The 12,616-nt window shown below is 68.9% G+C and carries 12 protein-coding genes; 8 read left to right on the forward strand and 4 right to left on the reverse strand.

Annotation, left to right across the window (positions count from 1 at the left end):
* Positions 1-2 precede the first annotated feature (2 nt).
* The 3 genes from AC6JA9_RS01250 to AC6JA9_RS01260 form a co-directional block, all read right to left on the reverse strand.
* Complete coding sequence (locus AC6JA9_RS01250) at positions 3-479, reverse strand: Lrp/AsnC family transcriptional regulator (RefSeq protein ID WP_082164907.1); 477 nt, start codon at positions 477-479, stop codon at positions 3-5.
* Positions 480-758: 279 nt separating this feature from the next.
* Positions 759-1,259, reverse strand: coding sequence for a hypothetical protein (locus AC6JA9_RS01255; protein ID WP_223751968.1), 501 nt, complete (start codon positions 1,257-1,259; stop codon positions 759-761).
* A 62-nt stretch (positions 1,260-1,321) separates the two neighbouring features.
* Positions 1,322-1,717, reverse strand: coding sequence for a hypothetical protein (locus AC6JA9_RS01260; RefSeq protein ID WP_223751967.1), 396 nt, complete (start codon positions 1,715-1,717; stop codon positions 1,322-1,324).
* Between the two features lie 600 nt (positions 1,718-2,317).
* On the opposite strand from AC6JA9_RS01260, the gene AC6JA9_RS01265 reads away from it, so the two are divergent.
* Complete coding sequence (locus AC6JA9_RS01265) at positions 2,318-3,643, forward strand: AHH domain-containing protein (RefSeq protein WP_497958968.1); 1,326 nt, start codon at positions 2,318-2,320, stop codon at positions 3,641-3,643.
* A gap of 17 nt (positions 3,644-3,660) precedes the next feature.
* Positions 3,661-4,227, forward strand: a complete 567-nt coding sequence (locus AC6JA9_RS01270; protein ID WP_141330985.1) for an imm11 family protein — start codon at positions 3,661-3,663, stop codon at positions 4,225-4,227.
* Between the two features lie 9 nt (positions 4,228-4,236).
* Here the strand turns inward: AC6JA9_RS01270 and AC6JA9_RS01275 are convergent, their stop codons facing one another.
* Positions 4,237-5,175, reverse strand: coding sequence for a TraB/GumN family protein (locus AC6JA9_RS01275; RefSeq protein WP_497958969.1), 939 nt, complete (start codon positions 5,173-5,175; stop codon positions 4,237-4,239).
* A 241-nt stretch (positions 5,176-5,416) separates the two neighbouring features.
* On the opposite strand from AC6JA9_RS01275, the gene AC6JA9_RS01280 reads away from it, so the two are divergent.
* From AC6JA9_RS01280 to AC6JA9_RS01305, 6 genes are all read left to right on the forward strand, one after another.
* Positions 5,417-6,169: a TetR/AcrR family transcriptional regulator gene (locus tag AC6JA9_RS01280; protein WP_267698507.1), complete on the forward strand. Its 753-nt coding sequence runs from the start codon at positions 5,417-5,419 to the stop codon at positions 6,167-6,169.
* Between the two features lie 9 nt (positions 6,170-6,178).
* On the forward strand, positions 6,179-7,174 hold the full coding sequence (locus AC6JA9_RS01285; protein ID WP_223751964.1) for a 3-oxoacyl-ACP synthase III family protein: 996 nt from the start codon (positions 6,179-6,181) through the stop codon (positions 7,172-7,174).
* Positions 7,175-7,189: 15 nt separating this feature from the next.
* On the forward strand, positions 7,190-8,743 hold the full coding sequence (locus AC6JA9_RS01290) for a class I adenylate-forming enzyme family protein (RefSeq protein ID WP_267698506.1): 1,554 nt from the start codon (positions 7,190-7,192) through the stop codon (positions 8,741-8,743).
* Between the two features lie 124 nt (positions 8,744-8,867).
* Positions 8,868-9,470 carry a hypothetical protein gene (locus AC6JA9_RS01295; protein ID WP_223751962.1) on the forward strand — a complete coding sequence of 201 codons (603 nt, stop codon included), beginning with the start codon at positions 8,868-8,870 and terminating at the stop codon, positions 9,468-9,470.
* A 190-nt stretch (positions 9,471-9,660) separates the two neighbouring features.
* Entirely contained in the window at positions 9,661-11,319 is a 1,659-nt protein-coding gene (locus AC6JA9_RS01300) for a hypothetical protein (RefSeq protein ID WP_497958970.1), read from the forward strand.
* Positions 11,320-11,321: 2 nt separating this feature from the next.
* Positions 11,322-12,503 (forward strand): alpha/beta fold hydrolase, encoded by a 1,182-nt coding sequence (locus AC6JA9_RS01305; protein ID WP_408888439.1) that lies wholly within the window; start codon positions 11,322-11,324, stop codon positions 12,501-12,503.
* Positions 12,504-12,616: the final 113 nt, after the last annotated feature.

Below are 12,616 nucleotides of genomic sequence, written 5' to 3' on the forward strand. Positions count from 1 at the left end.
TTTCACTCTCCTTTGGCGAGCTCGGGAGGCACGCGGACGTGCGTGTCCTCCTTGATGGACGACAGGACGATGACGGTCTGCGTGCGGGTGACGCCGGCGATGGTGCGCAGCGTCTCCACGAGGAGCGAATCGAGCGTCCGCGTGTTGGCCGACTTGACCTTCAACAGATACGAGTCCTGCCCGGCGACGCGGTGGCACTCCAGCACGTCGGGCAGCGCGAGGACCTTCTTGGCGAAGCCCTCGAAGTACTTCGGATGTTCGATGCTCACACCGATGAAGGCGGTGATGTCCTTGCCCAGCTTCGTCGCGTCCACGCGCGCCGCGTAGCCGGTGATGACGCCCCGCTCCTCCAGCTTGCGGATGCGCTCGGCCACCGCGGGCTGCGACAGCCCCACCGCGCGCGACAGCTCCAGCTGCGTCGCGCGGCCATCGCGCTGCAGCAGGTCCACTAGGCGGAAGTCGAGCTCATCCATGGGCATCGGCGGGTCTGACCTTATTTTTATAAGTGCTTCGAGGTTTCGACAGCTAAATTAAATTTGGCGTGCAAAATAAGCAAGTGGTGTGGAAGTGCAAGGGTGAACGACGTGGGAGGTCGTCCGGCTGTCCGTTCGCTCACGGGCAGTCGGGGCCCCACGGGCTCGATTGCACGCGTGGTGCCGGGGAGCGGACAGGTGTGCGGCGCGGGGGAAAGGGAAGCGCGGTCGCCACGGTGGGCGCGGGCGTGACCCGCGCGGGCGAAGCGGAGGGCCTGCGCCGTCTCAGAATGGTGCGCCGCCGGTCTGCACCTGCAGTGCCTGGCTGTTGATGGCGGTGAGGAGCCGACGCAGGGCCTCGGTGCGCTGGTCCGGCGTCATGTCGGCGAGCGCGGCGCGGAAGGCCTGGGCATCGTCGCTCGTCCAGCGCCGGACGCGGAGCGCGGCGTCGACGAGCCGTTCGCCTTCCTGCGCGGCAGCGAGGTTCTCGGCGGAGGCCGGGACGCTGGCCTCGGGGGTGAGGGCCTGGCGCGAGTCGGGTGAAGGGGCGGTCCGAGCCAGCAGCGTGTCGAGCACCGCGCGCTGGCTCGCGAGTTCACGGAGGACCCGCTCATTCACGTCCGGAGAGGGTGAGGAGGCTCGCGCCAGGAGCGTGTCGAGCACCGCGCGTTGGTTCGCGAGCTCGTGGAGGACCTGCTCGTTCGTATCCGGGGCGGTCTGGCGTCCGGCGAGGAACGCGGTGGCGCAAGCGCCCAGCAGGAGGAGGGGCTTCGACAGAGGTGTCATCGCGGAGGGCGGCCCATGAGGATGCACGCGAAGGGGGCGCGCATCCCCACGGGCCTTCGGGCTTACGGCTGCTTGGGCGCGCCATGCGACGCGTTCGTCACGTGGAGGGACGTACAGGAGGTCCACGCGTCCCAGTTGAAGACGAGGTAGGAGTCGGTCGTGATGGAGCGCGCGGTCGCCACCAGGTCCGCGTTGGTCGACGAACAGCCGCCGTAGTTGCCGGCCGAATCCATCGCGAAGCAGCCGAGGGTGGGCGCGCTCCCCACGTACGTGGTGATGGAGCAGCCGATGAACTGCCGGGTGTCCGCGCTGTTTCGCGCGTCGCCCATCGAGCCCGAGGCGTTCATCGCGGACAGGTTGACGAGGACGGTGTTGGTGCTCTTGGCGCCTGCCCAGGCCGCCGTCCCGATGAGGGCCGTGATGCCGATTCCCACGAGCTTCGCGGTGTACTTCGTCATGGATGTCTCTCCTGGAGGAAACGGGATGTCTCTCCGGGCGGCAGGATGGCGTTCACGGTCCGTGAAGGCAAACATCGCGAGACGCGGGGTTCGTGAGACACCCCGGGTCTGGATTGCGTCGCCCGCGGCTCACCGCGGGATTGCCAGGGATTGAGAGCGAAGCCGTGTCGGGTGTATCGCCGAGGACTCACGGCTCTTCCGTTTCGAGAAGATGAGGCGCGCGAGGCTCAGGACGGAGCGCCATGGGTGCGCAGCTCGAGGGTGTTGGAGTTGAGGGTGGTGACGAGTCTGCGGACGACCTCGTCTTGCTGTGATGCGGTCAGGCGGTTCAGCGTGCGGCGCAGGGCGCTGGCGTCCTCGTCTGTCCAGCGTCGGGAGGCGATGGCGTTGTCGATGACCTTGTGACCCTCCTGGAGGGCGGCGAGCGCCTGCGCGGAGGTCTCTGTCGGAGGTGTCTTGGCCGGACTTCGGGCCGTGTCGGCGTCTGCTCCACGAGCGCCGCTCGCATCGCCTCGGCTTTTGGATGGACACCGCCGTGGAACGTCGGACTGCTTTGCTATTGCGTCCCGAATCTCGCGAAGTCATGTGCACGGGGGCTGGATGAGCGCGCATCGCTTCATCGTGTGGGTGTTGGCGCTGACCTTGATGGGCTGTTCGAGCACGCGGGTCGTCCGACTGGACTCAGGCCAGGGCGTGCCAGAGGTCCATGTGCCCTTCGAGGAAGAGGACGCGGGGCCGGTGGAGTTGGACGACGATGAGTTCGAAGAGGCCCTGGTGGTGCTCGCCCGGGACGTGAAGCCCTTCGAGCACCCGTTGAGAGAGGCCCGCGAGCGCTTCGGCGTGCCGGAGCGAAGTGGTGTGTACGAGTACCAGCCTCAGGGCCTCAAGCTCATCCCGAGCGGGGACGGGGACGTCGGAGGACTCCGGTTGCTGGAGACGTACGCCGATGACGCGCTGACACGGGACTACGGGCGCTGGTGCGAGCGCAAGTCGCAGCCTGGAGACTGTCTGCGCCTGCTGGAAGAGGGACCGTTGCTGGGGAGTGACGGCCGGTATTCGTTGGCGCTGGCCATCGCGATGGACGCGGTGTGGGAGGAGACGGCGGAGGCGCTGGAGGATGCGACGGACCCCCAGGCGTTGCTGGCGACAGTGACGGCGTCCGTGAGCATGTACTTGCTGTTGTGGGCACTGCCCGAGCCCGTGTCCAAGGGTCTGGCTTCGTTGTTGACGGCGACAGCGATTGCGTACTTGGGCGTGGACACGGTGTGGCGGGTGCTGGATGGGTGGGTGGTGCTGGTGCGGCGGGTGGATGAGGCGCGAACGTTCGAGGAACTCGAGGCCGCGGGCGAGGCCTACGGCGAGGTGCTCGGGGAGAACGCGGCGCGCGTCTTCGTGATGCTCGCGACGGCGGCGATTGGGAGCACGGCGGGGTTGGCGGCGAAGGCGTCAGGGCTGCCGGGCTCGGCGCAGGCGGCGGTCGCGGTGGAGTCGCAGGCGGGCTATCGGTACATGGCGGTGGGAAGCGTGCGCTCGGTGGCGATGTCGGCCGAGGGCTTCACGGTGGCGCTGGCGCCTCATGCGGTCGCCATGGCGAGCGGGCGCACCGAGAAGCACCACCTCGCGACGAACAAGAACAGCAAGTCCGCCGCGCGCGGAGGGCCTTGGACCCCGAGGTTCGAGAGACTCTTCAAGCGGGCTGGGATGAAGCTGAAGGACCCCGAGAACATCGTGCGCGTCGATGGGCACAAGGGGCCTCATCCAGAGGCATACCACCAACGCATCCTGGATCGTTTGCGCGAGGCGCTCGGTGACTGCCGCCGGGTGGATGAGTGTCGCGCAGTGCTGACGCGCTCGCTCAAGCAACTGGGCGACGAAGTGGCGACGAAGGGGACGGAGCTCAACATCCTCGTCACTCGGGGCGGATAGCCGCTAGAAACGACGTCATGCCAAGTCGCTATTTCAGGCTGGATGAGGACGTCCGAGCTGGATACTGGTACCTGGGCGACATCGAAAGCGCCCCGGGCCAGGAGGTGGACGACCCCTGGATGTTCATGGCGGGGCAACCCATCCAGGTCCAGGGGCCTCTCTGGGTGTCCATCGATGCGCCAGGAAAGCCGCTGGACTTCTGCCTCGCGGGCGTGGGGGTTGTCCCCATCCTCCACGTGAGGCTGGCGACCCTCTTCATGGAGATGGCTCCCGACGACGTGCAGACCTTCCCCGTGAGCATCAAGGGCCAGCCGGACCAGTACGTCATCCTGGTGGCCACGAAGGTCATCCACTGCATCGACGAGCAGGCGTCCAAGGTGCAGTTCTGGGACCCCAAGCACGCGCCGCCCGGGAAGGAAGGGAAGTACTTCGCGGTGGACGACATGCGCATCGACACATCGAAGGTGGGCGACGCCAAGGTCTTCCGCACCAAGGGTTGGCGCACCGCCCTCATCGTCTCCCAGGACCTCAAGCAGGCCCTGGAGCGCCTGAAGCCCAATGGCGCGAAGTTCACCCCCGTGTAGCCCCGCCCCTCACTCCACCGCCGCATCCCGAGGCAGCTGCCGCACCGTGTGCCCCTTCTTCTGCAAGAGCGCCACGATGCCCTCCGCGCCCACCACGTGCCCCGCGCCCACCACCACCAGGTGCACGCGCGGCTCACCCAGGAGTCCCTCCAGCCGGTCCGCCATCTGCACGTTGCGCTCGAAGAACACGCGCTCGTACACCGGCCGGTAGGTCTCATCCTTCGCCCCCTCCAGCAGCAGCCCCGCCATCCCCTCCGCGTCACCCGCCTGCCACGCCGACGTGAGCGCCTCAACAATCTCCCCCGGCCCCTGCTCCCGCCGCAGCTGGTCCCTCAACATCAAGTCCTGCAACGACTCCGGCGTGCCCGCGAGCATCCGCAGCTGCCCGTCCGCCGTCTCCAGCTCCACCACCTGCTTCTTCACCCCGTGCGCCTTGTCCAGGAACGCCCGGTCCACGCCGTGCCCCTGCTTGTAGCCCGCCGCCTCGAACTCCAGGTTGTTGAGCACCAGCCCCGCAAGCCACGGCCGCAGCCGCTCCAACCCCTTCACCTCCACCCCCAGCCGCGTCGCCGCTCTCCCCAACAGCTCCCGCGTCGCCGGGTCCAGCCGCTGCGTCAGGCTCTGCCCCTCCGGCAACATCCCCAGCTCGCGCACCAGCTTCCCCATCGAGGCCGCGTCCGTCCTCGTCGTGTCCACCTCCACCGCGAGCACCTCCGCCTTGCCGAACGCCGCGTCCATCGACGCCGGCAACGCGAGCGCCCCCGGCTTCCCCATGTGGATGGACCCCACCAGGTACGCAGTGCCTCCCCCTGTCCCCTTCACCTCCCAGAGGAACGCCTTCCCCGTGTCCACCGGGGTGTACTTCCGCGCGGCGGGAGTCGACGCGCAGCCCGCGCCGAGCAGCACGACCAACAGCAAGGACCACGGCAGGGACGACGCGCGCTTCATGGTGTGGGCTTCCCCCAGATGGTCCACCCATCGAACCACCCGGGCACGCACTGCGTCGAGGAACAACGTCCCCGGGGCCTGGGGACGCCCGCGCTGCCTCGAACGGCTTCCGGAGTACGCTTCCTCACAGAAGACACGAGGTCTTCCGGTGACGCCCTGCGTCGCCCACAGTCCATGACGCGCGGAGCCATTCTCCGCGCTTTGACAACCCCATTGAGCGGGTGCTACCGCTAGGTGAAACATGAATCGGCCTTCAACTTCTCCAGACCGCTCCGGACCCGTGACACCGCGAGGTCAGCGGACGCGTGCGAAGCTGCTGAAGGCCGCCGAGTCGGTCTTCGGGGAGAAGGGCTACGAGCGCGCCTCCATCGCGGACATCACGCGCAAGGGCGGCGTGGCGCTCGGCACGTTCTACGTCTACTTCCCGGACAAGCAGTCCATCTTCGTCGAGGTGGTGGACGACCTGGGCACGCGCCTGCGCCGGCTCATCGCGGACTCCACCTCCAAGTGCGACAACCGCATCGACGTGGAGCGCGAGGGCCTGCGCACCTTCTTCCAGTTCGTGCGCCAGCACCCCAACCTCTACCGCGTGGTGCGCCAGGCCGAGTTCGTCGACGCCGACTGCTACCGCCGCTACTACGACCGCTTCGCCAAGGGCTACGTCACCGGGCTGTCGCGCGCCATGGAGGAGGGCGAGGTGCGCCGCATGGACCCGGAGGCGCTCGCCTACTGCCTGATGGGCATCGGTGACTTCCTGGGCATGCGCTGGGTGCTGTGGGAGGAGGACCCGGGCCTGGAGCGCGTGCTCGACACCGCCATGGGCCTCATCCGCCACGGCCTGGACTCCCGCCCCGCGCCGCCCCCGGGCCGCAACACGCTCAAGCCCTCCAAGCCCGCCGCCAAGGCCGCGCCCTCCCGCGCCGCCCCCACCAAGACCGCGAAGAAGAACACCCTGCGTCCCGCGCGCCGTCCGGCGCGGAGCGCCCGGAGCTGACGAAAGCACATGCGATACGCGCAGATCCTCTCCACCGGCCGTTACGTCCCCGAGAAGGTCCTCACCAACGCGGACGTCGAGAAGATTCTCGGCGAGCCCGTGGACGAGTGGCTCCAGCAGAACGTGGGCATCAAGCAGCGCCACGTCATGGCGGACTCCCAGGCCACCAGTGATTTGTGCGTCGCCGCCGCCCGGCAGGCCCTGGAGCGCTCCGGGACGAAGCCCGAGGAGCTGGACCTCATCATCGTCGCCACCGACACGCCCGACTACCTGAGCCCCGCCACGTCCTCCGTGGTGCAGGCCAAGCTGGGCGCCCCCAACGCCGGCACCTACGACCTCAACTGCGCGTGCGCGGGCTGGGTGACGGCGCTGGACGTGGGCTCGAAGACGATTGCGGCGGATGACAGCTACCGGCGCATCCTCGTCGTCGGCGCGTACGGCATGACGCGCTACGTGAACTGGAAGGACAAGAAGACCTGCACCCTGTTCGCGGACGGCGCGGGCGCGGTGGTGCTGGGCGCGGGCGACAAGCCCGGCTTCATGGGCGCGAAGCTGCTCGCCAACGGCGAGTACCACGACGCGCTCGGCATCTACACCGGCGGCACGAACCGCCCCGCCACCGCGGAGACCCTGCCCCTCACCGGCGGCAAGCCCGCCGTGCAGTTCGTGCGCAAGTTCCCCTCCACCTTCAACACCGAGCGCTGGCCCATGCTGCTGGACCAGCTGCTCAAGCGGCAGGACCAGACGCTGGACGACGTGAAGCTCTTCGTCTTCACCCAGCTCAACCTGCGCACCATCGAAGCCACCATGAAGGTGCTCAACCAGCCCATGGCCAAGGCGCACTACACGATGGACAAGTGGGGCTACACGGGCTCGGCCTGCATCCCCATGACGCTGGATGACGCGGTGGTGCAGGGGAAGGTGAAGACGGGGGACCTGGTGGCCTTCTGTGCCAGCGGCGGTGGGCTCGCCATGGCCTCCGCCCTCTACCGCTGGACGGCCTGAACCTTGGAGGCGCGCATGTTCATCGGAGACTGGATGGGGCGGGGCGCCCTGTACTGGCCCGAGCACGTCGCGGTGGTGGACACGGCCAAGGGCGACGCCGGCCGCTTCACCTACCGCACCCTGAACGCGCGCGCCGAGGCGCTCGGCGGCTGGCTGCGCGACGTCGCCGGGGTGAAGCCCGGGGACCGCGTGGGCCTGGTCGCCCACAACGGCGTCGAGTACCTGGATGCCCTCTTCGCCTGCGGCAAGCTGGGCGCCATCTTCGTCCCCTACAACTGGCGTCTGCACGCCGCCGAGCTGACCGACCTGGTCCGCTCCATCCGCCCGCGCGTGCTGCTCTTCGGCGACGACTTCCGCGACGCCGTGGCCCAGGTGCGCGAGAGCGTGGGGGACTCGCTCTGCCTCGTGGCGCTGGAGGCCCAGGGCCTGCCCGGCGCCGCCCCGTATGCGCAGGTGCTCGCGCACCGCCCCACCGCGCCCGTGCGCAACGACGCCGTGTCCGAGGAGGACACGCTGTGCCTGCTGTTCACCGGCGGGACGACGGGGCGCTCCAAGGGCGCGTGCGTCAGCTACCGCATGGTGGCGTGGAACACGCTCAACACGCTGGTGCACGAGGTGCGCCCCGGCGACGTCACGGTGACGCACACGCCCATGTTCCACACGGGCGGGCTGCTCGTGTACACGCTGCCTTTGCTCACCGCGGGCGGCACCGTGGTCATCATGCGCCGCTGGGAGCCGGAGGAGCTGCTCGCGCTGATTCCCCGCGAGAAGGTGTCGCTGTTCTTCGCGGTGCCCACGCAGTACCAGCAGCTCCTCGACTCGCCGCGCTTCCAGTCGACGGACTTCTCGTCGGTGCGCTTCATGACCAGCGGCGGGGCGGCGCTGCCGGTGCCGCTCATCCAGGCGTGGCAGGCGGTGCACGCGGTGCCCTTCAAGCAGGGCTTCGGGATGACCGAGTTCGGCCCGGGAATCTTCAGCATGGGGCCCGAGTTCGCGGTGTCCAAGGCGGGCTCCATCGGCCGCCCCAACTACTTCATCGCCGCGAAGCTGGTGGACGACGACGGCCGCGAGGTGCCGACGGGCGACGTGGGCGAGCTGGTCCTGAAGGGCCCCTCCATGTGCTCGGGCTACTTCGAGGACGAGGCCGCCACGCGCGAGGCCATCGACGCCGATGGCTGGTTCCACACCGGCGACCTCGCGCGCCAGGACGCGGACGGCTTCTTCACCATCGCCGGCCGCAAGAAGGACATGTTCATCTCCGGCGGGGAGAACGTGTACCCGCTGGAGCTGGAGTCCGTGCTGTACGAGCACGCGGCCGTGCAGCAGTGCTCGGTCATCGGCGTGCCGGACGCGAAGTGGGGCGAGGTGGGGCGCGCCTTCGTGGTGCTCAAGCCCGGCGTGGACTGCACGGGTGATGCGCTGCTCGAGCACCTGCGCGGCAAGGTGGCGCGCTTCAAGGTGCCCAAGCGGGTGGTGCTGGTGGAGCGCCTGCCGGTGTCCGCGGCGGGGAAGATTCTCAAGCGCGAGCTTCGCGAGGCGGCCATCGCCGCCGACGCCGAGGGGCGATGACGCCCACCGGCTCCGACGCACCGCGCTGAAACACTGTCTGGGCGGGCATGTCTGGGGTTGGCCCTGCATGCCTGTCGTCTGTCGTGACACCCCGGCGGTGACGCCGGAACGAAGGGAGCACCACATGAAGAAGAAGCTGCTGTCCGCGGTCATGGTTTGCGCGCTGGGCTTCGTCGGCTGCGGAGATGACGACGGCGACCCCACCCCGACTCCCCAGGCCCCCAAGCTCGACAGCTCCGCCAACATCCTCGCGTTCCTCGAGGGCAAGTCGATGATCATGGAGGGGGCCAACATCCCCAGCCACCCCAACGGCTTCAGCGAAGATGTCGACTACGGCGCGGCGTCCCAGTGTTACCAGAGCGTCACCATGTCGGTGGCCGGTGGCAACTTCAAGGTCGACAGCATCCCGGGCACCATCGCCGACGGCGCCTGCAATCACGACGCGCCGAAGAACCCGCTCTCCTTCACGTCCAACACCGTCCTCATCGAGAACGTGGCGGCCGACGGGAGCTGCTTCGACGTGACGTTCTCCTTCCCGGGCGGCCTGGTGCAGGAGGGCCGCGGCGGCTTCACCGCGGACCAGAAGACGCTCAAGCTGGAGCTGTTCTTCAAGAACCAGGCGACGGGCAGCCGCTGCGCCAACGGCGCGGTGGGCACGTCCAGCTCCGTGACGCTCAACGGCCAGCCCTTCACGGGCAACGCCGTGCAGACGTACTCCATCCGCTAGCCCGCTTCACCTCGTGCCGGAGGGAGGGTGCGCTCCCGCCCTCCCTTCCGGACGGAGGTCCGGACGCGGGTGCTCTTCGCCCGCGTCCTCGGGGAGCCTGGCCGTACTTGAGCCATCGACAGTCATCGACAGTGGTGACATCCGAGCCCGGTGTACCGGGAGCGCCCCGCCGTGCGGGGCCGAGGTGGATATGACGGGAAGTGGGTTCGAGGCACGCGAGACGCTGCGGCGCAACGCGAGGATGCTCGCGGCGCTGGGCCTCGTGGGACTGGCGACGCCGGCCGCCGCGCAGAGCACCCCGGTGCCGGGGCTGTACGCCGAATGGCAGGAGGAGAAGAGCCGCGAGGAGGACGCCGAGCCTCGTGAGTTCAGCCTCATCAACTACTTCTTCACCCGCGTCTCCATGACGAACCAGATTGGTGACCCGGCCGGCCTGCGTGGCGTGGCGCTGGGGCCCATCGGCTCGCGCGTGGGCAGCGCGGTGAGCACCGAGCCGAGCCGCTCGGCGTACTTCATCGAGCAGCGCTGGATTCCGGTCATCGAGTACAGCCCGTTCTTCGTCGACGGGCTGGCGTCCTTCCGCGCGCAGTTCGAGGTGGACTTCCTCTGGGGGCGCTCGGCCAACACCATTGGCCAGAACGAGGGCGGCGGCTTCAACGCCGACCAGGTGAACATCCAGACCAAGAACGTCAACGTCGCCATCTACCCGACGCGCAACCCCAGCCAGCTCACGCTGCTGGTGGGCACCCAGCCCGTCTACGACAGCGCCCATGACCCGACGCGCACGCCGCTGTCGGACCTCACGCGCACCGGCTACAAGCTGACCTTCCTGGGCAGCGACGCGACGGGCCTGTCCATCTTCAGCGGCCTGAAGGGCAACGCGCGCCTGAGCCTGTTCCCGCTGGGCAGCGCGCAGGCGGACCGCGCCACGCGCAACGACCCGCGCCTGAAGTACATCTGGCTGGCGATGGCGGACTACGTCTACCCGGTGCGCCCCAACACCAACGTGGGCGTGTCCGCGTGGGCGCTGAACGACGACACCAAGGGTGACGCGTACGCCTTCGAGGGACTGGTGAAGAGCGGCCCGTCGTCCACGGGCCTGCCGGGCTTCACCGGCACGGCGCGCTTCAACATCAACCGCCCCACCGGCACCGTCTTCTGGGCGGGCGCGCACTTCAACCACAACATCGACTTCCGCAACGGTCGGCTCGGGGCCTCCGGCTTCGTGATGTACAACGGCGGCAAGTACAAGAGCGACGACCCGGAGAACTCGCCCATCGACGAGCTGAGCATCTCCGGCGTGTCCGCCAACCTGGAGGTCATGTACCAGTGGGGCCGCGGCCCCGGCGACGTCGTCACGCTGGAGGGCATGTTCTCCACCGGTGACTCCAACCTGGAGGACGACAAGTACACGGGCGCCTTCACGCTGAACCAGTACGGCCTGCCGGGCGCGGTGTGGTTCAACCACAAGATGCTCATCCTGTTCCCGTTCACCAGCACGGTGAACAACTACACGGGCGCGGTGACGGACATCTCCAACCAGGGCTACGGCCTGCGCGCGGGCATCGCCTCGGCGTCGTGGGACATCGTGCCCAACAAGCTCAACCTCAAGGTGGCCACGGGCCTGGCGAACTCGGGCGCGGACCCGACGCCCTGGGTGGCCGAGGTGCGGCGCGGCCGGTTCATCGGCGCGGAGGTCAACGCGGAGCTGCGCTACCACATCCGCTACCTGATGACCGTGGGCCTCCACGGCGGCTACCTCTTCCGCGGCAGCTTCTACGACGGCTCGGCCACCGTGCGCAGCGACCCGTGGGCGGCCTTCACCACCTTCACCTGGTACGCGTTCTGACCATGAGCACCTCCCGCGCTTTCACCGCGTTGCTCCTCGCGGCGGGGTTGTCCTCCGCCGGTTGCGTGCGCTCGTATGCTGGCGAGTCCGCGCTGTCCTTCCAGGACCTCGACTACTCCACGGCCGGCACCAAGCAGGCCTGGCCCGTGCACCGCGTGGCCCTGCCGGACGTCACCGCCCGGTATGGCCTGGCCAGCCCCCTCCACGTCTCGTACGTGGATTTGCCCGCGCCCTCGCCCGAGGCGAAGACGGTCATCTTCGTGCACGGCCTGGGCTCGTATCTGAAGTTCTGGCAGGCGCAGCTGGACGTGTTCCACGCGAAGGGCTACCGCGTCGTCGCGGTGGACCTGCCGGGGTACGGCAAGTCCGACAAGCCCGCCACGTTCCCGTACACCACCGAGGCCATGGCGGACGCGGTGGCGGAGCTGGCGCGGGTGCTGGGCGTGGAGAAGCCCATCCTCGCGGGGCACTCCATGGGCGGGCAGACGTCGCTGTCGTACGCGCTGCGCTACCCGGACGCGCTGGAGGCGCTGGTGCTGGTGTCTCCGGCCGGGTTCGAGAAGTTCTCCTGGAAGGAGAAGCAGTGGTTCCGCCGGGTGATGAGCTCGGACTTCATCAAGGCGGCGCCGGAGGCGGGCATCTGGGGCAGCGTGCGTCAGGGCAACTTCATGCACTGGCGGCCGGAGCTCGAATGGCTCATCCAGGACCGCGTGCGGCTGGCGAAGTCGCCGGAGTTCGACGCGTACGCGTACGCCAACGTCCGCACGGTGCGGGGCCTGGCGAACAACGACTTCGTGCGCGACAACCTGCACCGCGTCTCGGTGCCCACGCTCATCGTCTACGGCACGGATGACCGGCTGATTCCCAACCCGTTCCTGCACGGCGGCGAGGCGCGCGAAATCATGGAGTACGGCGCGTCCCGCATCCCCGGCGCAGCGCTGGCGCCGATGAAGGGCTGCGGGCACACGGTGCAGCTGGACTGCCCGGAGCCCGTCAACGAGGTGTTGCTCGCGTTCCTGGCGGACCCCGCGGCGGCGAAGCCGTTCGTGGCGCAGACGAAGCCCGAGGACAAGGCGCCCAAGCCGAGCGAGCCCGCGCCCGTGCCCGGCGCGCCGGAGACGCAGCCTTCGCCGACGCCCGCGCAGGACGATACGCCGGCGCCGTCGGACGGGCCGAGGCCGTAGGGTGAGACATGGCCTCGCGCCGAGAGGAAGACCGGCCTCGGCGCGAGGGGCGCGCATGGCGCCCTCCGGAGGATGAGACGACGCCCGCCGTGGAGACGCGCGGCGGGAGGCCC

The organism is Myxococcus sp. MH1, from assembly GCF_059738865.1.

Coding starts and splice junctions, on each gene's coding strand:
- AC6JA9_RS01275 (WP_497958969.1), bottom strand. CDS start 5,175: ATGAAGCGCGCGTCGTCCCTGCCGTGGTCCTTGCTGTTGGTCGTGCTG.
- AC6JA9_RS01255 (WP_223751968.1), bottom strand. CDS start 1,259: ATGACACCTCTGTCGAAGCCCCTCCTCCTGCTGGGCGCTTGCGCCACC.
- AC6JA9_RS01260 (WP_223751967.1), bottom strand. CDS start 1,717: ATGACGAAGTACACCGCGAAGCTCGTGGGAATCGGCATCACGGCCCTC.
- AC6JA9_RS01250 (WP_082164907.1), bottom strand. CDS start 479: ATGCCCATGGATGAGCTCGACTTCCGCCTAGTGGACCTGCTGCAGCGC.
- AC6JA9_RS01295 (WP_223751962.1), top strand. CDS start 8,868: ATGAAGAAGAAGCTGCTGTCCGCGGTCATGGTTTGCGCGCTGGGCTTC.
- AC6JA9_RS01305 (WP_408888439.1), top strand. CDS start 11,322: ATGAGCACCTCCCGCGCTTTCACCGCGTTGCTCCTCGCGGCGGGGTTG.
- AC6JA9_RS01300 (WP_497958970.1), top strand. CDS start 9,661: ATGACGGGAAGTGGGTTCGAGGCACGCGAGACGCTGCGGCGCAACGCG.
- AC6JA9_RS01285 (WP_223751964.1), top strand. CDS start 6,179: ATGCGATACGCGCAGATCCTCTCCACCGGCCGTTACGTCCCCGAGAAG.
- AC6JA9_RS01270 (WP_141330985.1), top strand. CDS start 3,661: ATGCCAAGTCGCTATTTCAGGCTGGATGAGGACGTCCGAGCTGGATAC.
- AC6JA9_RS01290 (WP_267698506.1), top strand. CDS start 7,190: ATGTTCATCGGAGACTGGATGGGGCGGGGCGCCCTGTACTGGCCCGAG.
- AC6JA9_RS01265 (WP_497958968.1), top strand. CDS start 2,318: ATGAGCGCGCATCGCTTCATCGTGTGGGTGTTGGCGCTGACCTTGATG.
- AC6JA9_RS01280 (WP_267698507.1), top strand. CDS start 5,417: ATGAATCGGCCTTCAACTTCTCCAGACCGCTCCGGACCCGTGACACCG.